We start from the raw sequence: 18,533 nt of genomic DNA, 5'->3' as shown, positions 1-18,533 counted from the left end.
CTGCTAACCTAGCCGGCTATGGGTGCCTTGGATGGACGCGTGGCCTTCATCACCGGTGGGGCTCGAGGGCAGGGACGTGCACACGCCTTGGCCCTGGCGGCCGAAGGCGCGGACATCGTCATCGGCGATGTGCCCGCGCCGATGACGAACCTGAGCTATCCGCTTGGCACCGAGGAGGAGCTGCACGATACGGCCAAGCGAGTCGAAGAGCTGGGCCGGCGGTGCCTGCCGATCACCCTCGATGTTCGCGACCCCGGCCAAGTCAGCGCCGCGGTGCAGCAGACGCTCGACGACCTGGGCAGCCTGGACATCGCGGTGGCCAATGCCGGCGTCGTCAGCACCGGGCCGTTGGATGAAGTCAGCGATCAGGTGTGGCAGCAGCTGGTGGACACCAATTTGACCGGTACGTTTCATACTCTGCGGGCGGCCATTCCGGTGATGCGGCGCCAGCGCTACGGCCGGATCGTGGTGACATCCTCGATGGGCGGGCGAATGGGCATCCCCGAACTCGCCGCATACAACGCCACCAAATGGGGTGTCATCGGACTGGCCAAGTCGGTGGCGCTGGAGGTCGCCAAAGAAGGCATCACCATCAACGTCGTCTGTCCGACCACCACCCAGACACCGATGGTGCAACCGACCGGAAGTGACGGCGTTCCCGACGATTTGGTGCGCCGCATGATGAGGGCCAACCCGATACCGCTGCCGTGGCTACAGCCCGAGGATGTCAGTCGTGGAGTGGTCTACCTGGTCACCGACCCCGGGGTTATCACCGGCAGCGTCTTGGAGATCGGCCTCGGCGGCAGCGCCCGCATCCACTGACGTGGCGTTGTCAGCGGCCGGTAGGCAACCCGTTCGGGTCTGACCTAGCCACGTTGGGCGCGGCAGCCGCCATGACCCGTCTTCGTCATACCGGTGTTGCCGCGAGTCAAGTCCCACCGGGCCTACCGGGATAGTGCCGAAAGTCCTTGGGACAGGGGCTGCGTGGATCGCGCTCGGCGACACGGGCCGTAACGCTGCCGCACCTGGTGACGCCAGTGCGCTGCGCCCCATGGCGCGCGGTGATGACCTGCATCCTGCCCGCTGAGGACTTCGGTCCCTAGCGACCGGCACCGGGTGGGCCAAGACTGAATTGAAATGTCCGTGCAGCGGCGACTTGGCCTGCGTCCGTCACCGAGAGGTAGTGAAAGATGACATGAATCGCGAGGCGTGCAAGTTTTTCTCCGGGTCGTTCGCTGCGCTCGCCTACGTCCACGCCGCGTATGCGGTGGCGACCTCTCGCGGGATCGTCGACGAGCCGGTCTTCCTGGGCAGAACGTTGGGCATCGGACATATGTGGGCTGAGGCCGGTGTCTACGCTGCGGTCAGCCTGGCACTCGGGCATGCCGGCTGGATTGCTAAACCTCAACTGCCGCAATATGAATCGCCAATGACCAACATCGACCGTTCGCAGCTCGTGACATATTGACCCATGGCGAAGTCCGGTGAATCAGCCCGGCTGCTGCTCAACCAGCTAGCAGACGAACGCAGCCGACGCGTCGTCCTGGTATCGCACTGCCTTTTGAACGAGAACACCCGCTACGCCGGCGGTGCTACCCGCCCCGGGGCGGTGACCGAGGTGGTCGACGAATTGATCACCGCACGCGTCGGTATCCACCAGCTGCCCTGCCCCGAACAGCTGGCGTGGGGCGGCGTGCTCAAACGCCACACCCTGCGGCTCTACCACTCCAAGGGCGGACCGCTGTATGCAGTGCGCGGCGCGTTGCTGAGCGCATTCATCGTGTGGACCAAGGTCGTCTACCGGCAGCTGGCCCGGCGGGTCGTGCGTCAAGTGGCCGATTACCACCGGGCCGGGATCACGGTCGCCGGCATCGTCGGAATCGGCGCCTCACCTTCCTGCGGAGTGAGTACCACCCTTGATATGCGTGCTTCCCTGGAGGTGGTGGCCGCCTGCCCGGCGGCCGCTCTCACCCGAGACGTCATGAACGAGCAGGCCGTTCTGGGCTGCCGGCGCTGCGGGCCGGGCTTGTTCATCAATGCGCTCGACCGCGAGCTGACCCGCCGCCGACTGACCCTGCCCGCGTTCGAACACGACCTCGCCGCCGAACTACGCGGCCAACGCCAAGCGGTGCTCGCCACGCCGGCGCCGAGAACACTGGGTACTGCGGCAGCGGCCGCAGCTAAGGGTCATTAGGTCAACCCGCCCCGGAAGGCTCACTGCGCCAGGCCGGCGATCCGCTTGACCAGTTTTTCGGTGAGCGCCGGACGGTCCAGGGTTCCCAATTGCCGAAGACGGGCGCGGCTGGGCTTCTCGAGCGTGGCCATGCCGTGCATGCCCACCCAGAGCAGGAAGGTATCCTCGTGCGGATCCGCGCTGGTCGACAAACCGGCCGCGACGCAGTCCCGCAAGGCGTCTTCGATGCGAACGAAGATGCTGATGGCTTGCGGGGCAAAGCCGTTGGCCGCGGTCATGAATCGGTAGCGCGACCGATATGCCCACCCGTACCGGACGTACGCCAGGCATCCGGACACGAGCCGCGCGTGCGGTGTTTGTTCCTTCGACATGGTCTTGGCCACCGTCGCGTCGAGGTCGGCGAAGCTGCGCTCCAGGACGGCGTCGAGAATGTGCCCGAGATCGCGGAAATGCGGGTAGATCGACGGGGCGCTGATTCCGGCTTGGCGGGCTATGCCACGCAGGGTCACCGATGCGGGATCCTCAGCGGCATCGACCAATGCGCTCGCGGCGACGACGATGCTGTCGCGCAGCTTCTCGCCCTCCCCGCGCCGGTTCCGGCCACGCGGCACCTCGCTCATACCTTGACCCGCTTTCCATCTTCGTCAGGGCAGTTGCGCCGAAAGTCTAACGGTCGTAAGCTAACGGACGTTATGCTAACGCCTGTTAGTTTACGTCTGTTAGACGATTCGATATTGCGAGAGGCCCGCCGCGTGAACCCCCACACCAGCTCGACCCCGCCCGAGATCGTCGGACTCGAACCGTTCGACGAGGCCGATCGCGCTGCCATCACCCGGACACTGACCCGGCTCTTCGCCGGGTTCTCCCACCGCGATGCCGCCCTGTTGGCCGACGTCTATACCGACGACGCGGATTGGATCAACGCCTTCGGCACGGTGCGACGGGGCTGTGCGCACATCACGGCTTACCTGCGGGGCCTGTTCGCCGACAAGAACTTCAACGACGGACGCATCGTCGCCGGCCCCGGGTGCACGGTGCGCCGGCTGGGCCGAGACCATGCACTGATCCACGCGCACCTGCAGATCGAAGGCCAGGGACTCGTCGCAGGGGGGGCCATCGCCCTGCGGGACAACCACTCCATTCGGGTGGTCTCACGGCAGGCCGACAACTCCTGGCGCATCGTCTCGGAGATGTTCATGGACGTCCGCCAAGACCACAGCTACGTCAACCACTCCTGAAGGAACCGAGCTATGTACATCGCGGTAGTGCTCCTGCAGACACTGGTGCTGCCACTGATCAGTGGCGGCATCCAGCTTGCGGTGACCGGCGGCAACCCCGCCGTCGTTTTTGGCCTGTGGTGGGCGTTCTGGGGGGTCGGCGCCCGGCTACTCGTGGCAGGCGTCAGTCAACTCGCCAACCCGGGGCGCACCGCACGGGGAATTCTCGGAATCGAGGACGCCGGCGCCGAGCAAGTGGTGCACGAACTCGGCTATGCCAACCTCAGCATGGGTCTCGTCGGCCTCGTGAGTCCGTTCACCGGGGGCTGGGGAATTCTCGGCGCCGTAACGGGCGCGGTGTACCTCGGCTTTGCGGGCCTGCGCCACGTCGCCAAGCGGCGAAAGAACGCCGACGAGACCGTTGCGACCTGGACCGACCTCTTGGTCTTCGTCATGGTGACGGTGGGCGCCGTCGCCATCATCGTGTCGTCGCGCTCAAACACCTTTTGACCTGCTGAAGTAAATGGTGGCAGGTACAGGATTCGAACCTGTGAAGCTTTCGCGACGGATTTACAGTCCGCTCCCATTGGCCGCTCGGGCAACCTGCCGCCTAGCAGGTTACAACGACCGGGTAGACAAAGCACAAAAGGGCTATCGCAAGAAGGGACGGACCGTATGGCGGATTCATCGTTCGACATCGTCAGCAAGGTTGACCGGCAGGAAGTCGACAACGCGCTCAACCAGGCCGCCAAGGAGCTGGCCACCCGATTCGACTTCCGCGGCACCGACACCAAGATCGCGTGGAAGGGCGAGGAGGCCGTCGAACTGACCTCGTCCACCGAGGAGCGCGTCAAGGCCGCCGTCGACGTCTTCAAGGAAAAGCTGATCCGCCGCGACATCTCGATGAAGGCCTTCGATGCCGGCGAGCCGCAGGCCTCCGGCAAGACCTACAAAGTCACCGGCGCCATCCAGCAGGGCATCAACAGCGAGAACGCGAAAAAGATCACCAAGCTGATTCGTGACGAGGGACCCAAGACCGTCAAGACCCAGATCCAGGGCGACGAGATTCGCGTCACCAGCAAGAAACGCGACGACCTGCAGGCCGTGATCGCGATGCTGAAGAACGCAGACCTTGAGGTTGCGCTGCAATTCGTCAACTACCGGTAAGCCCAAGCCGCATCGAGCGTGACGTCGCGGCGTGGATCAGACGCCTTGGATTCAAGCGGTAACGTCATGCTCGTTGCGCGTTCGATTCATGCAGTATCCTGAAACTGCATGAATCGAACGCAGGAGCCGTGTGCATGACCCCCGTCAAGACCCTCGACGAGCTGACGGCCGCAGACCAGCGTCTTCGCGAGAGTGCTCAGGCGGTGGGCGCCGCCCTGTCGTCGGTCGCGGTGTACACCGAGCCGGCGGTTGCGCGCGCGGTGCAGGCCGAACAGAATCTGTACGCCCGAATCGAGGCCGAGTTTGGCTTGCTGACCAGCACCGAGGCCGGCAAGCGGATGGGCTCGCGATCCAGCGCGCCGCGCAATCTGGCCACCACCGCACACCGCAACAAGGCGCTGGTCGCCATCCGGCGCGGCAACTACCTGGCCTACCCGGGGTTTCAATTCGGGGCGGACGGCAAGCCCCTGACCGCCATCGAGCGCTTGCGTGACGTCGCGGAGACCAACGGCTGGTCGGAGACCGGACTGGTGCAGTGGCTGTGCGCACCCACCACCTACCTGAACGGAGACCGCCCGGTGGATCACCTGCCCACCGAACCCGACCGGGTTCTCGCGGTAGCCGCGGAGGCCATGGCCGTGTCTTGGTAAGGCGGCCACCGGACCCGTTAGCGCCTGCCACCGCGATCCTGCCGGCCGGGCAGCTGCTCTACCGCGTGCTGTCGTCGTCACGCACCGCCACCGACTTCAACCCCGGTATCGGCGCGCCGACGCGGTTCGGCTTCTTCGGCAAGCCGGTGGTGCCGATCATGTACGCCGCCGAGACCGAAGACGCGGCCATCGCCGAGACGCTGCTGCACGACATCCCGGTGTCGGGCGGCGTGCTCCCCTACGACCAATACGCCGACAAGGTGCTGGTCCGGTTGAAAGTGACCCGCCGGCTGCAGGTCGGGGTGCTGCACGGCACCGGCCTGCGCCGTCTGAAGGTGACCGCCGCCGAGCTCACGTCCAGCCCGGCGTCCAGCTACGCCAGCACGGTGTTGTGGGCCGAGGCGGCCCATGATGCCGGCCTGGACGGGCTGGTGTGGATGTCCCGGCAATGCAATGACGCCAAGGCGTACGTGTTCTTCGGCGACCGGTGCGCGGGTGCTGTGACGCAGGATCCCACCCATGCCCGGATATTCGCCGGCCCGGCCGACCAGATCTGGCTCATCGAGCGCTGCGCGCCCCTGCACGTCGACGTGCTCATGCGACCTGCCTGAGATACCGCCTGCTGGCCCGACCAACCGGTCGGTGCCTACTCTGGTGAGCAATACCCGAATTCAAGCGAGGTTTGGCATGACCGTGAGCCCACGAGAAGCCATCGACACGGCCTACTTCGACATCGTCATCGTCGGCGCCGGGATATCCGGCATCGGAGCGGCCTACCGGCTGCTGCAACGCAACCCCGGACTGAGCTACGCGATCCTGGAGCGGCGCGAGCGGATCGGCGGCACCTGGGACCTGTTCCGGTACCCGGGGGTGCGCTCCGACAGCAGCATCTTCACATTGAGCTTTCCCTACGAGCCGTGGACCCGGAAGGAAGGCGTGGCCGACGGCGAGCACATCCGCGAGTACCTGACCACGACCGCCCACAAGTACGGCATCGACCGCCACATCCGGTTCGGCAGTTATGTCCTGGCAGCAGACTGGGATTCGGCCGCTGACACCTGGACAGTCACCTTCGAGCAGGGCGGCGTCACACAGCAATGCCGCAGCCGGTTCGTGTTCTTCGGCAGTGGTTACTACAACTACGACCAGGGCTACACCCCCGACTTCCCCGGCGTCGAGCAGTTCGGCGGCACCGTCGTGCATCCGCAGCACTGGCCCGAAGACCTGGACTACACCGGCAAGAAGGTCGTGGTGATCGGCAGCGGGGCCACGGCCGTCACGCTGATCCCGTCGATGGCCGAAAAAGCCGCCAAGGTGACCATGCTGCAGCGCTCGCCCACTTATCTCATCTCGGCGTCCAAGTACGGCAGGTTCGCCGCTGCGGCTCGTAAATTGCTGCCCCGCAAGGCTTCTCATTTGGCCATTCGGATGTACAACGCACTGCTGGAGGCAGTGCTGTGGTTTTTGTCCCGCAAGACGCCGCGGTTCATGAAGTGGCTGCTGCGGCGCACGGCGATCAAGAACCTGCCCGCCGGCTACGACGTCGACACCCACTTCAAGCCCAGCTACAACCCGTGGGACCAACGGCTGTGCCTGATTCCCGACGCCGACCTCTACACCGCCATCGCCGACGGGCACGCCGACGTCGTCACCGACCACATCGACCATTTCGACGCCACCGGCATCGCGCTCGAGTCCGGCGAACACCTCGATGCCGACATCGTCGTCACCGCTACCGGCCTGCAGCTGCAGGCCCTGGGCGGCGTCAAGATCAGTCTGAACGGGACCGAGATCAATCCCTGCGACCGCTTCGTCTACAAGGCACACATGCTCGAGGACGTGCCCAACCTGTTCTGGTGCGTGGGTTATACGAATGCGTCCTGGACGTTGCGCGCCGACATGACTGCGCGGGCGACGGCAAAGCTGTTGGCGCACATGGCCGCTCACGGCTATACCCACGCCTACCCGCACCGCGGCGACGAGCCGATGACCGAAAAGCCCTCCTGGGACATTCAGGCCGGCTATGTGCTGCGTTCACTGCACGCACTGCCCCGGTCAGGCACCAAACGGCCGTGGAACGTGCGGCAGAACTACTTCGCCGACGCCATCGACTACCGGTTCGACCGCATCGAGGAGGCGATGGTGTTCGGCCGTGCCGCCGACCGCGCCGCAGTAGCCGGCTGACGGCAGGTTACCGGGCTAAGCCAGTCGCGCCGATTCGCCGACCAGGATTCTCTTGCCGCAGTTGGGGCAGAACTTCTCCGCCGGGTGGTGCGCTGCTCCGCAATTGGCACAGAAGTGCGGCCCGCCGGACGGAGCCGGAACCAGGCCCAGCGGCCGGACCGTGCCGGTTGCCTCCGACGGCGGCGCATCCGACGCGGCTTCGGCTTCGGCTATGGCTTCGGCTTCGGCTATGGCTTCGGCTTCGGCTTCGGCTTCGGCTTCGGCTTCGGCTTCGGACGCGGTGCGACGCTGCCGCCGGCCGCGCAGCACCGTGAGGGTCACCCAGCCGCCCACCGAGAGCATCAGCAGGACGCCGCTTACCGTGTACCACACCGGCTTCGAGCGAAGAAACACCGGCGCGTCACCGTACTGCTGACGTAGGTTGGCCGCGCTTGTCTTCAGATCGGCCAGCCCGGGATAGTCGGGTGACAGCGCCAGAGTCTGGTCGAAATCGTAGATCGCGTCGGTGTAGTGGCCGGAGTAGTAGTGGTCGAGCCCCTGGCGGTAGTACAGGTCGGCGGGTCCGAGGATCGGCTTGACAGCCTTGGCGTTCAGTAGCGCCGCGAGACTGTCTGCTGGCGAAATGAAGTTGAACGGCTGCGGCTCGCCCACCGGGCCGAAGCTGTTCACGCCGATCACCTTGCCGCTGAGTTCGATGGTCGGCCCGCCGCTCATGCCCTCGGCGATGGCGGCGTCGATCTCATAGATCGGACTCGATTCCATGGTCGACTTCTTGCTCACCTTGCCGCTCTTGTTCGTCGGATCCAGCGACATGCCGGTGACCCGTTGAGTCGTCTCGGGGAAACCCACCGCCAGAACCGGTGCGCCGATGCTGACGTCGGCATCGGTGCCGAGCTCGGATGACGGCAGGTTGTGCTTTTGCACCCTGAGCAGCGCGACGTCTCCCTTGCCCATCGGCCGGAAGTCCACGACGGTGGCGGGAAGCTTCTCGACGAGCTTGATCCCGGTTCCGTATCCCAACATGAGGTTGATCTCGGGCCCCCGATCGGGGGTCTGGCCTTCGACCTTCGCGTTCTTTGTCAGCCAGTCCAGCGTTGCGGCGGGGTTCTGGCCCGCGGGCGAGTCGGGAAACTGCGTCATGAACTCGCTGGAGGCACGCTTGAGGATCAGCTGCTTGGCCGTCTCGGGATCAACACAGTGACCTGCGGTCGCCACCCAGCCGTCTGGGTTGACGACAAAGCCGGTGCAGGTCCATGTCGCCGTGAAGGGCATACCCGGACCTGTACCGAACAGGGACAATATCTGGCCGTCGGGCAGCCGGACCTGGCCGTGGGCCTGGACCGCAAGGTACATGACGGCCGGCCGGATGATCGCCGCCGCTCGTTGTTCCGGGTTGGCCTGCGGGCGGCCGCCGTTGGCCGACGCGATACCGGGTGACCCGACCAGAAACGCGAAAGCGGCCCCGATCAGCAGTACGAACGCCCGGACGCTACAAGCGGGTAGCCACCTCGTGTGCGGCCGGCTCGCTCGTCGCGACATGATTCCTCCTCGGATAAGGCAGCTACCTCCACCATCCCGGCGTGGTCGTCTTCTCGGGTAGGGACCGAAGTCCCATGCTCTGAGGTCGTTGGTTTCGACTTCGTCTCGCGGCCGCGGGCGACGAGCAACCGCTGTGAAATGTCCGGTCACCGCAATAGGCTGACCCCCATGTCAGCTGCTAAGCGCGAACCCAAAGTCGTTGTCCTCGGTGGCGGTTCCTGGGGAACCACAGTGGCGTCCATCTGTGCACGGCGAGTGCCGACGTTGCAGTGGGTGCGCTCGGAGGCGACCGCAAGCGACATCAACGACAATCACCGCAATAGCCGCTATCTGGGCAACGACGTGGTGCTCAGCGAGACCCTGCGGGCCACCACCGATTTCGCCGAAGCCGCCAACAGCGCCGACGTCGTCGTGATGGGAGTGCCCTCGCACGGATTCCGGGGTGTTCTTACCGAGCTGAGCAAGGAAATGCGGCCCTGGGTCCCGGTGGTGTCCCTGGTCAAAGGCCTCGAGCAGGGCACCAACATGCGGATGTCGCAGATCATCGAGGAGATCCTGCCCGGCCATCCGGCCGGCATCCTTGCCGGTCCGAACATCGCCCGCGAAGTCGCCGAGGGCTATGCGGCCGCGGCGGTGCTGGCCATGCCCGATCAACATCTGGCCACGCAGCTGGCCGCATTTTTCCGGACCCGGCGCTTCCGCGTGTACACCACCGACGACGTCATCGGCGTCGAGATGGCCGGGGCGCTTAAGAATGTGTTCGCCATCGCGGCCGGCATGGGCTACTCGCTGGGCATCGGTGAGAACACTCGTGCGCTGGTCATCGCCCGCTCGTTGCGCGAAATGACCAAACTCGGTGTCGCGATGGGGGGCGACACCGAGACATTCCCCGGTTTGGCCGGCCTCGGCGACCTGATCGTCACCTGCACCAGCCAGCGCAGCCGTAACCGGCACGTCGGCGAACAACTGGGCGCGGGCAAGCCCATCGACGAGATCATCGCGTCGATGAACCAGGTAGCCGAGGGCGTCAAGGCGGCCAGTGTGGTCATGGAGTTCGCCAACGAATACGGGCTGAACATGCCCATCGCTCGCGAGGTCGACGCCGTGATCAACCACGGCTCCTCCGTCGAACAGGCCTATCGGGGCCTGATGCTCGACGAGCCCGGTCACGAGGTGCACGGCTCAGGGTTCTAATGCATGGCGTTCTCCATAGTCAGCGCCGATCGCTCCCCGAAATCTGCGTTCGGTATGCGCGCTGCGCGCCAGCTTGACCCCTGTTTAGCTGCCCGAATACTGTCATGTGCAGAGGCGAGCGTATGCAGAATGCCTTCAGCCGAATGTATTCGCCGGTGCGCCAACGAGTTACGAGTAGGTGACCAAGGTAGTGCGGGGCACGGTGTCGGAACGTCCCCGCAATGCCCAGACAGGGGAATTACCGATGCAGCCCACCGAACCACACCGCAGCCAGGCCCCGGACAAGGGCCCGCCAGTGTCGCGACTGCAATCCATTCTCCGGCACGACCTGCCCTCGTCGCTGGTGGTCTTTTTGATCGCGCTGCCGCTGTCGGTGGGGATCGCAATCGCTTCGGACGCACCGGTGCTCTCGGGCCTGATTTCGGCAGTCGTCGGAGGAATCGTCCTCGGATTCATCGGTGGGTCGCCGTTGTCGGTGAGCGGTCCGGCGAACGGGTTGATGGTTGTTACCGCCGGTTTGGTCGCCCAGTTCGGGTGGCGGGCGACGTGCCTGATCACCGTGGCCGCCGGTGTCCTGCAGCTCATCTTGGGACTCAGCCGGATTGCTCGAGCGGTACTGGCGATCTCGCCGGTCGTCGTGCACGCGATGCTGGCCGGCATCGGCATCACGATCGCACTGCAACAAACGCACGTCCTGCTGGGCGGAGAGTCGCACAGCACATCGTGGGAAAACGTGGTTCAGCTACCGGGACAAATCATCGGCGCGCACAAGCCCGGAATGTTTTTGGGCGTCTTGGTGATCGCCATCATGGTGGCCTGGCGCTGGGCTCCGGCCAAATTGGCCCCCATTCCAGGTCCGCTGGTCGCCATCGTGGTAGCAACCACCATCTCCGTGGTGTTCCCGTTCGACTTGGCCAGGATCACACTCACCGGGTCGCCGCTGGCCGCGTTCCAGCTACCGGCCCTTCCTGAGGGAAGGTGGGGAGCCTTCGCGGTCAGCGTGCTCACTGTTGCCTTCATCGCCACCGTTGAGAGCCTGCTGGCGTCGGTGTCGATTGACAGGATGCATCCCGGGGCTCCCACCAACTTCAACCGCGAGCTGACCGGACAGGGCGTAGCAAACATCACCTCCGGGATGATCGGCGGCCTTCCGATTGCCGCCGCCATCGTCCGTAGCTCGGCGAATGTGCAAGCGGGCGCCAAGAGCCGCGCCTCGACGATCATGCATAGCGTCTGGATTCTCGTCTTCACGCTGTTTTTTGCCGGGCTGATCCAGCAGATCCCCGCCGCCGCACTTGCCGGCCTGCTCGTTTTCGTCGGGATCAGGCTGCTGCAGCCCGCCCATATCGAAACCGCCATGCGAAACGGGGACCTGGCCGTCTATCTGGTGACCGTCGTCGGTGTCGTATTCCTCAATCTCATGCAGGGCGTGCTGATCGGACTCTCCCTGGCCATCGCGCTGACCGCATGGCGGGTGATGTGGTTCAGGATCCACGCCCGGGCCGCCGGTGACGAATGGCACGTGGTCGTTGAAGGGGCGGCCACCTTCCTCTCGCTGCCGCGGCTGACCGAGGTGTTGGCGTCCCTCCCCACAGACAAGACGGTCAATCTCACCATGTCGGTGATCTACCTCGATCACGCCGCGCACCAGGCGATTGCCGATTGGCAGCACCGGCATCAGGCGGCCGGAGGGGTGGTGCACATCCATGGTGGCGTCCATACCGGCCACCGCGCTCGGCGGGCGATGGACGACCTCGTTGACGCCGAAGGACCCGAAACGGCGCCATAGCGAGCGAGTTTAGAGCGACTCCCGGATTATCGCCGGCTGGTGCCAGGCCAATGCATTCGGACTTGGGAGCATCGGCGCGGCGAAGAAAATTTGCGTTCTCTATGCAGCTAAAGCATGCGGTTGACCCTGGCTCAGCCGGCAAAATACCGTCGAACTCCGTAGCCAACGGGCGCCTGCCTCAAACATTGGAGTTTGGGTCGATTTAACTGCCTTGGGTACCAACACTTTACGACGACGTTACGTAATTCGGGGCGGGATCATCGGAACGTCCCCGCGGAAACGAGGGAGCTACCGATGCGGCACATCAAATACCTCCGCAAGCCGTACCCTGACCGCAGTGATCAGGCTGACCCGAGCAGCCAACCCGATTCGCGCCACGTGGCGCAGTCACGAACCGATCGAGTTCGATCGGTCATCCGCCACGACCTGCCGTCTTCGCTTGTCGTCTTCCTGGTCGCGCTGCCGTTGTCTTTGGGCATCGCCATCGCATCCGATGCGCCGGTACTCGCAGGTCTGATTGCCGCGATTGTCGGCGGAATCGTCGGCGGAGCTATCGGCGGATCACCGCTACAGGTCAGTGGGCCTGCCGCCGGGCTGACTGTCGTGGTCGCCGATCTAATCGCTCAATTCGGCTGGGGATTAACCTGTTTCATCACCGTGATCGCAGGGTTTATGCAAATATTGTTGGGGCTCAGTCGTGTTGCCCGCGCCGCCCTGGCTATCTCGCCTGTGGTCGTGCATGCGATGCTTGCCGGCATCGGGATCACCATCGCGCTGCAACAAACGCACGTGCTGCTCGGCGGCGAGTCCCATAGTTCGGCCTGGGACAACGTCGTTGAGCTGCCTGCACAGATCCTCGGCGCCCACAAGCCCGGAGTGATACTGGGCCTACTGGTGATCACCATCATGGTCGCCTGGCGCTGGGCCCCGGCAAAGGCAGCCGCCGTTCCCGGTCCGTTGGTCGCCATCGTGGCAGTCACCGTCGTCTCGGTGGCGTTTCCCTTTCACGTATCCCGGATCGCGCTCGAGGGCTCACTGCTGGATGCACTGCAACTGCCGGCAATTCCGCACGGAAACTGGGGAGCCGTCGCCATCGGGGTCATCACGGTCACACTTATCACCAGTGTCCAGAGTCTGCTGACGGCGGTCGCGACGGACAGGATGCACAGTGGCCCGCGCTCCGAACTCGACCGCGAGTTGATCGGGCAGGGCGCCTCGAACATGGTGTCGGGAGCGATCGGCGGTCTGCCCATCGCCGGCGTCATCGTCCGCACGTCCGCAAATATCAAGGCAGGCGCCAAGACTCGCGCATCGACGATCTTGCACGGATTCTGGGTGATGCTGTTTGCGCTTCCGTTCGCAGGACTCATCGAACTGATTCCCACTGCAGCGCTGGCCGGACTACTGATCGTCATCGGAATTCAGCTACTACAGCCCGCGCACATCGAAACCGCCGTCAAAACCGGCGATTTCGCCATCTACCTGGTAACCATTGTCGCCGTCGTATTCCTCAATCTCCTGCATGGCGTGATGATCGGGCTTGTTCTGGCCATCGCGATGACTGGATGGCGGGTGATACGGGCCAAGATAGAAGCTCACCCGATTGGCGACGAATGGCGTGTGGTCGTCGAGGGTACCTGCACCTTCCTCGCGCTGCCCCGTCTGACGCAGGTGCTGGCTGATATCCCGGAACGCACCACCGTCACACTTCACATCGCGGTCAACTACCTCGACCACGCAGCGCACCAAGCGATTACGGACTGGCAGCGTCAACACCACGCCACCGGGGGAAACGTACACGTCAATGGCGGCCTTATGAGGGGCCATTCGTCTCGAAAGGTGCCGCTAATCGAAGAGAAAACGTCCGACGCCGCCGCCTGATTGACGACCTCCCAACTTCTGAACTGTCCATTGATTCATCGAAACACGTTATTCGGCAGCCTCAATGGCTAGGCAGACGTAAAGCCCCGGTCAGGTCGTGATCAGAAGGGTTGCGCTATAAGTGTGTTCGCTCAGTGCGCCGGCGCTCCCCGGCGCACCCGCGCAAGGCAGACTCGCGCTGATCGACAGCGTCTGCCCCGCCGGATATGGGATGTCGATGCGGATACCTCCATGTTCGTCGTATTCGGGACACCGTTGATGCCGGATTGGCAGCATAGGCGCTCGCGGTCCGGCATTCACCCGGGTCCGCTTCGGACTCACCGAAGCAATAGGCGGCGAGTCTGATGGTGCTCGCGCGAGCGTATTCAAAAAGGTCCACATGGTACCCACCTCCGCAATTGGCTCTCCGCGGAAATAGCAATTCAGAAGGCAGACATGGCGCTCACACGAAATTGGGTTTCCGGGGAAACAGGGCTCTGCCGGGTGATAGTGCGGGCGCTATCACGATGAGAACCCTTATCCCCGCGCCATCGCCTCCAAGCGGCGGATCCGGTCCTCGATCGGCGGATGCGTCGAGAACAGCGACCCGATCCGCTCGCCCGCCCGGAAGGGGTTGGCGATCATCAGGTGCGCCTGGCTGGCCAGTTGCGGCTCCGGCGGCAACGGCGCCATCTGCACGCCACCGGAGATCTTGCGCAACGCCGACGCAAGGGCCAGCGGGTCGCCGGTGAGGACGGCGCCCGATTCGTCGGCCTGGTATTCGCGGGACCGCGACACCGCCAACCGCACCACCGTCGCGGCGACCGGGCCCAGTAGCGAAACCAGAAGCAACGCAAAAGGATTGCTGTTTTCCCGGTTGCCGCCGAACATGCCCATCCACATGGCCATGTTGGCCAGGGCGGTGATCACGCCGGCCAGCGCGCCGGCCACGCAGGAGATGAGGATGTCGCGGTTGTAGACGTGCGACAGCTCATGGCCCAGCACGGCGCGCAGCTCCCGCTCGTTGAGGATCTGCAGGATGCCAGTGGTGCAGCACACCGCGGCGTTGCGGGGGTTACGGCCGGTGGCGAACGCGTTGGGGGCCGCGGTGTCGCTGATGTACAGCCGCGGCATTGGCTGATGGGCGGCGGTGGCCAGCTCGCGCACGATCCGGTACATCGCCGGCGCCTGCAGCTCCGACACCGGCTGCGCATGCATGGCCCGCAACGCCAGCTTGTCGCTGTTGAAGTAGACGTAGACGTTCATGCCCACGGCGAACAAAACCGCCAGCCACATTGCCGTCGTGCCGAACAGCCGGCCGACGAACACGATTATCGCTGACATAACGACCAACAACAGGAACGTCTTCAGCCTGTTGGCGTGCGGATGCCAGGTCATCAGTCTGTGTCCTCCTACGAACACCTCGGCTTAGCGATTACTGCTGACTCAACGTCCGGAAGGGTCCGTTGGGTTCCGCGGGGCCGATAATCTCCGCCAGGTTAGAAGTCCGCCGCGGCCGCCGTTACCGCCATTGCCGCCGGCGGCGCCGCCGGCCCCACCGTGGCCGAACAGTCCAGCCGCGCCGCCGTTGCCCCACAGCCCGCCGGCGGCGCCGCCGCTTTGTCCGGTCCCGTTGAGTCCGTTGACGCCGTTGCCGATCATCGGACGTCCGAGGAGCCATTCGCTGTCGGCGTTGGCGGTGTTGATCGCATCATGGGCGGCGTTGTCGATCTCGGTGGCCCAGTATTTCTCGGTACCGCCGTTGGGCAGGTCGACAAACTGCTGATGCAGCCATTCGTAGTCGCGGCTCAAGGCCTGCCAGATTAGGCCGTGAGCGGTCAGTAAAGCTGTCATCGCACTCGATACTTCATCAGCGCCGGCGGGTAGTAGCCCGGTGGTCGGGATGACCGCAGCAGCGCTGGCTTCGCTAAACACCGATCCGATGGCAGCTAAATCGGTCGCCGCATATTCCAAAGCGTGCGGCGCAATCCTCACCTATGACATAGCTGATCCTCCTGGGGTCTACCAACGTCGTTGCTGTGCAACGGATGTGCACTGCTGTGGATGGTTATCCGATCTCGACTTGGGTGATCGAGCCGTATTGGTTAGCCAGCGTCGGCGCGCTAGCGCCGAAACACCGCCGCCATCTGCCAACAGGGCGATTGGCGACATCAAGCGATTGAAATTGTCAGTCAATAAGCAATTTCAATATTTCACCGTATCCTCGGTCGTTTCCTTGATGGCTGCTGAGATCATGTGGTGGTCTTAATTTTCGGGCGGGACGGGCGGGACGGTCGGGGCGATCGCCGCGCGCCGTGCAGTGTCGCCGGCTCCCGGGTCCCGGGACTGACTAATCTTCTTTTTTGGGCTTGGACGCACAGCGGCATCCGTGGGTAAGAGGACGACTCGGACACGGTTGACGGCGGTGGCGGAAAGTCGCAGTGGGAAATGGAAAGCCGCCCGTCAGGGTCGGCGCTGATGCGCGGCAACAGCACACCTGTAGTGGGGAACCGTTGCCGGGTGCGCGCCTGCTGGTCCTGGATCAGCATCGCCAGTTCGTCGTCGATGGGTACCACCGCATCACGGCCCATCTTGTGGTTGCGGTAGCGCAAGGAGACCGCGCCCTGCGGGTCGCACCGCTGCCTCAGCGCCGTCGAAACGGACACTGTGGGACACCACGATCACCAAAGATCCTGGCGGCTAGTTTTCGCGCCGCGTATGCCCGTCGGAAACCTTGCCGACAATATGGCCTGACACCGTGGTCGCGTGCGCGTTGCGATTATCGCCGAGTCATTTCTGCCCAACGTCAACGGCGTCAGCAACTCGGTGCTGCACATACTCGAGCATCTGCGCCGCACCGGTCGTGAGGCCCTCGTCATCGCCCCGGACAACCCGCCCGGCGAGCCGCGCGCCGACCGGCTGCATGACGGTCTGCGGGTCCACCGGGTGCCGGCCCGGATGTTCCCCAAGGTAACCACGCTGCCACTGGGTGTGCCGACCCCCCGGATGCTTCGGGTGCTGCGCGGCTTCGACCCGGACGTGGTGCATCTGGCGTCACCGGCGCTGCTCGGCTATGGGGGGTTGCACGCGGCCCGCCGTCTCGGTGCGCCCACGGTCGCGGTATTCCAGACCGACGTACCGGGGTTCGCCGCCAGCTACGGCATTCCGCTGGCGTCACGGGCCGCCTGGGTCTGGTTTCGCCACCTGCACAGCCTTGCCGACCGTACCCTCGCGCCGTCTACGACAACCATGGAAGACCTTGCCGCCCAAGGTATTCCGCGAGTTCACCGATGGGCACGCGGAGTCGACCTGCTGCGGTTCGTGCCGTCCGCCCGCGACGAGGCGCTGCGCCGGCACTGGTCGCCCGACGGTAGGCCGATTGTCGGTTTTGTCGGCCGCCTAGCCCCAGAGAAGCATGTCGAGCGGCTCGCGTCGCTGAGCGCCTCCGGCGCGGTGCGGCTGGTCATCGTCGGCGCCGGAGTCGACCGCCGCAAACTCGAATCGGCAATGCCCACAGCACTTTTCACCGGGTCTCTGCACGGTGACGAGCTCGCGCGGGCATATGCCAGCATGGACGTCTTCGTGCATCCCGGCGAACACGAGACGTTCTGCCAGGTCGTGCAGGAAGCGCTGGCGTCGGGGCTGCCGGTGATCGCCCCCGACGCCGGCGGCCCCCGCGACCTGGTTGTTCCCTACCGCACCGGGTTGCTGCTGCCGGTCGCCGAGTTCGAGGCCCGGTTGCCGGCCGCAGTCGCCCACCTGGTCTGCGAACGCAACCGCTATGCACTCGCGGCCCGGCGCAGCGTGCTGGGGCGGGGTTGGCCGGTGCTCTGCGACGAGTTGCTGGGCCACTACGAAGCGGTGCTGTCGCCGGCTGCGCGAGCGCGTGATTCGGTGTGGCGAATGCGCCGCGCCTAAGGCACTCTTCAGTTTCGACGGTCGGTGTCCTTCTCGTGTCGCGGCATTGGGCGCCTGGTTGCTCAATTTGCCGATGCGCAACCCGGCACGGCGATAGCATCGGCGTGTTCGGGGCCGGCGAGGAGGATCGGCGTGGTGTCGTATGTGATTGCCGTACCACAGCTGGTGACAGCCGCCGCAACGGATTTGGCTGACATTGGTTCGGTCATCGGTTCGGCCAACGCCGCAGCGGCCGCTCCGACAACGGCGTTGGCGGCCGCGGGCGCCGACGAGGTTTCTGCGGCTATCGCGGCCCTGTTTGCTGCGCACGCCCAGGACTATCAGGCGCTGAGCGCGCGGCTGGCGGCGTTTCATGGCCAATTCGTCCAGGCCGCGACGGCTGCCGGGAATGCCTATACGGCTGCTGAAGCCGCTAACGTCTCCCCCCTGCAAGTCCTCGAGCAGCAGGTACTGGGTGTGATCAATGCGCCCACGCAGCTGCTATTGGGACGCCCCCTGATCGGTGACGGCGCTAATGGGACGCCCGGGACCGGGGAAAACGGCGCGGCCGGCGGGCTGCTTTTCGGCAACGGCGGCAATGGCGGATCCGGCGGCGGTACCCATCCCGGTGGCGGCAACGGCGGCGACGCCGGGTTGTTCGGTTCGGGTGGCAACGGTGGGCTGGGTGCGCCGGGTGCGCCCGGGGGCAATGGTGGTAGCGGCGGGTTTTTGTACGGCGCCGGTGGGGCAGGTGGCGCCGGTGGCAACGCCATCATGGCTGGCCAGAACGGCGGGGCGGGTGGCACTGGGGGATCGGCCTGGTTCTTCGGTCAGGGCGGGTC

Annotated in this window: 20 protein-coding genes and 1 tRNA gene; 15 read left to right on the top strand and 6 right to left on the bottom strand. The window is 64.9% G+C overall.

The features are described 5' to 3' along the window. The first annotated feature begins 18 nt into the window (after positions 1-18). The 3 genes from EET13_RS04250 to EET13_RS04240 all read left to right on the top strand — a co-directional run bounded on the left by EET13_RS04250 (position 19) and on the right by EET13_RS04240 (position 2,194). The gene (locus EET13_RS04250) at positions 19-822 is read left to right on the top strand and encodes a mycofactocin-coupled SDR family oxidoreductase (protein WP_122441129.1); all 804 of its coding nucleotides are present in this window, start codon (positions 19-21) and stop codon (positions 820-822) included. 361 nt (positions 823-1,183) lie between these two features. Further along, positions 1,184-1,468 (top strand): hypothetical protein, encoded by a 285-nt coding sequence (locus tag EET13_RS04245; RefSeq protein WP_244603755.1) that lies wholly within the window; start codon positions 1,184-1,186, stop codon positions 1,466-1,468. A 3-nt stretch (positions 1,469-1,471) separates the two neighbouring features. Next, positions 1,472-2,194 (top strand): 2-thiouracil desulfurase family protein, encoded by a 723-nt coding sequence (locus EET13_RS04240; RefSeq protein ID WP_122441127.1) that lies wholly within the window; start codon positions 1,472-1,474, stop codon positions 2,192-2,194. Between the two features lie 20 nt (positions 2,195-2,214). On the opposite strand, the gene EET13_RS04235 is transcribed toward EET13_RS04240, so the two are convergent. Continuing rightward, the gene (locus tag EET13_RS04235) at positions 2,215-2,814 is read right to left on the bottom strand and encodes a TetR/AcrR family transcriptional regulator (protein ID WP_122441126.1); all 600 of its coding nucleotides are present in this window, start codon (positions 2,812-2,814) and stop codon (positions 2,215-2,217) included. Between the two features lie 132 nt (positions 2,815-2,946). Between EET13_RS04235 and EET13_RS30180 the strand changes: the two genes are divergently transcribed. Next, positions 2,947-3,432: a YybH family protein gene (locus EET13_RS30180; protein WP_168990670.1), complete on the top strand. Its 486-nt coding sequence runs from the start codon at positions 2,947-2,949 to the stop codon at positions 3,430-3,432. Positions 3,433-3,444: 12 nt separating this feature from the next. After that, a complete protein-coding gene (locus EET13_RS04225) occupies positions 3,445-3,921 on the top strand; it encodes a DUF6790 family protein (protein ID WP_122441125.1) in 477 nt (158 codons plus the stop codon). Between the two features lie 14 nt (positions 3,922-3,935). Here the strand turns inward: EET13_RS04225 and EET13_RS04220 are convergent. After that, positions 3,936-4,019 (bottom strand) — tRNA-Tyr (locus EET13_RS04220). Positions 4,020-4,086: 67 nt separating this feature from the next. Here EET13_RS04220 and EET13_RS04215 point away from each other — a divergent pair. The 4 genes from EET13_RS04215 (at position 4,087) to EET13_RS04205 (ending at position 7,412) form a co-directional block, all read left to right on the top strand. Then, positions 4,087-4,578 carry a YajQ family cyclic di-GMP-binding protein gene (locus tag EET13_RS04215; protein ID WP_122441124.1) on the top strand — a complete coding sequence of 164 codons (492 nt, stop codon included), beginning with the start codon at positions 4,087-4,089 and terminating at the stop codon, positions 4,576-4,578. A 134-nt stretch (positions 4,579-4,712) separates the two neighbouring features. Continuing rightward, complete coding sequence (locus EET13_RS30175) at positions 4,713-5,228, top strand: hypothetical protein (RefSeq protein ID WP_168990669.1); 516 nt, start codon at positions 4,713-4,715, stop codon at positions 5,226-5,228. Continuing rightward, a complete protein-coding gene (locus EET13_RS04210) occupies positions 5,222-5,839 on the top strand; it encodes an RES family NAD+ phosphorylase (RefSeq protein ID WP_168990668.1) in 618 nt (205 codons plus the stop codon). Before EET13_RS30175 ends, EET13_RS04210 begins: the two co-directional genes overlap by 7 nt. Before the next feature lie 76 nt (positions 5,840-5,915). Beyond that, positions 5,916-7,412 carry a flavin-containing monooxygenase gene (locus tag EET13_RS04205; RefSeq protein WP_122441122.1) on the top strand — a complete coding sequence of 499 codons (1,497 nt, stop codon included), beginning with the start codon at positions 5,916-5,918 and terminating at the stop codon, positions 7,410-7,412. 15 nt (positions 7,413-7,427) lie between these two features. Here EET13_RS04205 and EET13_RS32225 read toward each other — a convergent pair whose 3' ends face one another. Then, positions 7,428-8,951 carry a trypsin-like peptidase domain-containing protein gene (locus tag EET13_RS32225; RefSeq protein ID WP_122441121.1) on the bottom strand — a complete coding sequence of 508 codons (1,524 nt, stop codon included), beginning with the start codon at positions 8,949-8,951 and terminating at the stop codon, positions 7,428-7,430. A 168-nt stretch (positions 8,952-9,119) separates the two neighbouring features. Between EET13_RS32225 and EET13_RS04195 the strand changes: the two genes are divergently transcribed. The 3 genes from EET13_RS04195 to EET13_RS04185 all read left to right on the top strand — a co-directional run bounded on the left by EET13_RS04195 (position 9,120) and on the right by EET13_RS04185 (position 13,815). Next, positions 9,120-10,145, top strand: a complete 1,026-nt coding sequence (locus EET13_RS04195; RefSeq protein WP_122441120.1) for an NAD(P)H-dependent glycerol-3-phosphate dehydrogenase — start codon at positions 9,120-9,122, stop codon at positions 10,143-10,145. 244 nt (positions 10,146-10,389) lie between these two features. Next, complete coding sequence (locus tag EET13_RS04190) at positions 10,390-11,934, top strand: SulP family inorganic anion transporter (protein ID WP_122441119.1); 1,545 nt, start codon at positions 10,390-10,392, stop codon at positions 11,932-11,934. 294 nt (positions 11,935-12,228) lie between these two features. Beyond that, positions 12,229-13,815, top strand: a complete 1,587-nt coding sequence (locus EET13_RS04185; protein WP_122441118.1) for a SulP family inorganic anion transporter — start codon at positions 12,229-12,231, stop codon at positions 13,813-13,815. 516 nt (positions 13,816-14,331) lie between these two features. Here the strand turns inward: EET13_RS04185 and htpX are convergent. Together htpX and EET13_RS04175 are read right to left on the bottom strand one after the other, a co-directional pair. Beyond that, positions 14,332-15,192, bottom strand: a complete 861-nt coding sequence (gene htpX / locus EET13_RS04180; RefSeq protein ID WP_122441117.1) for a zinc metalloprotease HtpX — start codon at positions 15,190-15,192, stop codon at positions 14,332-14,334. Between the two features lie 48 nt (positions 15,193-15,240). Then, positions 15,241-15,729: a PE family protein gene (locus EET13_RS04175; protein ID WP_244603754.1), complete on the bottom strand. Its 489-nt coding sequence runs from the start codon at positions 15,727-15,729 to the stop codon at positions 15,241-15,243. Here EET13_RS04175 and EET13_RS30170 point away from each other — a divergent pair. Then, positions 15,698-16,063 (top strand): hypothetical protein, encoded by a 366-nt coding sequence (locus EET13_RS30170; RefSeq protein WP_168991227.1) that lies wholly within the window; start codon positions 15,698-15,700, stop codon positions 16,061-16,063. The genes EET13_RS04175 and EET13_RS30170 overlap by 32 nt on opposite strands. Here the strand turns inward: EET13_RS30170 and EET13_RS30835 are convergent. After that, a complete protein-coding gene (locus EET13_RS30835; RefSeq protein WP_211186345.1) occupies positions 16,047-16,460 on the bottom strand; it encodes a hypothetical protein in 414 nt (137 codons plus the stop codon). The genes EET13_RS30170 and EET13_RS30835 overlap by 17 nt on opposite strands. Positions 16,461-16,560: 100 nt before the next feature. Here EET13_RS30835 and EET13_RS04165 point away from each other — a divergent pair, with 100 nt between their 5' ends. After that, positions 16,561-17,712, top strand: coding sequence for a glycosyltransferase family 4 protein (locus EET13_RS04165; protein WP_122441115.1), 1,152 nt, complete (start codon positions 16,561-16,563; stop codon positions 17,710-17,712). Positions 17,713-17,847: 135 nt separating this feature from the next. After that, the coding region (locus EET13_RS04160; protein ID WP_136623100.1) for a PE family protein at positions 17,848-18,533 on the top strand (686 nt) is incomplete at its 3' end.

Source organism: Mycobacterium attenuatum, assembly GCF_900566085.1.
Taxonomy (GTDB): domain Bacteria; phylum Actinomycetota; class Actinomycetes; order Mycobacteriales; family Mycobacteriaceae; genus Mycobacterium; species Mycobacterium attenuatum.
Note: the sequence above shows the minus strand (reverse complement) of the source record. Positions and strands in the feature narration are given on the sequence as shown.

What these genes read in the sequence shown, in the direction of transcription:
- EET13_RS04250 (WP_122441129.1), top strand. Translation starts at nt 19, where the DNA reads ATGGGTGCCTTGGATGGACGCGTGGCCTTCATCACCGGTGGGGCTCGA.
- EET13_RS04240 (WP_122441127.1), top strand. Translation starts at nt 1,472, where the DNA reads ATGGCGAAGTCCGGTGAATCAGCCCGGCTGCTGCTCAACCAGCTAGCA.
- EET13_RS04235 (WP_122441126.1), bottom strand. Translation starts at nt 2,814, where the DNA reads ATGAGCGAGGTGCCGCGTGGCCGGAACCGGCGCGGGGAGGGCGAGAAG.
- EET13_RS04225 (WP_122441125.1), top strand. Translation starts at nt 3,445, where the DNA reads ATGTACATCGCGGTAGTGCTCCTGCAGACACTGGTGCTGCCACTGATC.
- EET13_RS04215 (WP_122441124.1), top strand. Translation starts at nt 4,087, where the DNA reads ATGGCGGATTCATCGTTCGACATCGTCAGCAAGGTTGACCGGCAGGAA.
- EET13_RS30175 (WP_168990669.1), top strand. Translation starts at nt 4,713, where the DNA reads ATGACCCCCGTCAAGACCCTCGACGAGCTGACGGCCGCAGACCAGCGT.
- EET13_RS04205 (WP_122441122.1), top strand. Translation starts at nt 5,916, where the DNA reads ATGACCGTGAGCCCACGAGAAGCCATCGACACGGCCTACTTCGACATC.
- EET13_RS32225 (WP_122441121.1), bottom strand. Translation starts at nt 8,951, where the DNA reads ATGTCGCGACGAGCGAGCCGGCCGCACACGAGGTGGCTACCCGCTTGT.
- EET13_RS04195 (WP_122441120.1), top strand. Translation starts at nt 9,120, where the DNA reads ATGTCAGCTGCTAAGCGCGAACCCAAAGTCGTTGTCCTCGGTGGCGGT.
- EET13_RS04190 (WP_122441119.1), top strand. Translation starts at nt 10,390, where the DNA reads ATGCAGCCCACCGAACCACACCGCAGCCAGGCCCCGGACAAGGGCCCG.
- EET13_RS04185 (WP_122441118.1), top strand. Translation starts at nt 12,229, where the DNA reads ATGCGGCACATCAAATACCTCCGCAAGCCGTACCCTGACCGCAGTGAT.
- htpX (WP_122441117.1), bottom strand. Translation starts at nt 15,192, where the DNA reads ATGACCTGGCATCCGCACGCCAACAGGCTGAAGACGTTCCTGTTGTTG.
- EET13_RS30170 (WP_168991227.1), top strand. Translation starts at nt 15,698, where the DNA reads ATGACCGCAGCAGCGCTGGCTTCGCTAAACACCGATCCGATGGCAGCT.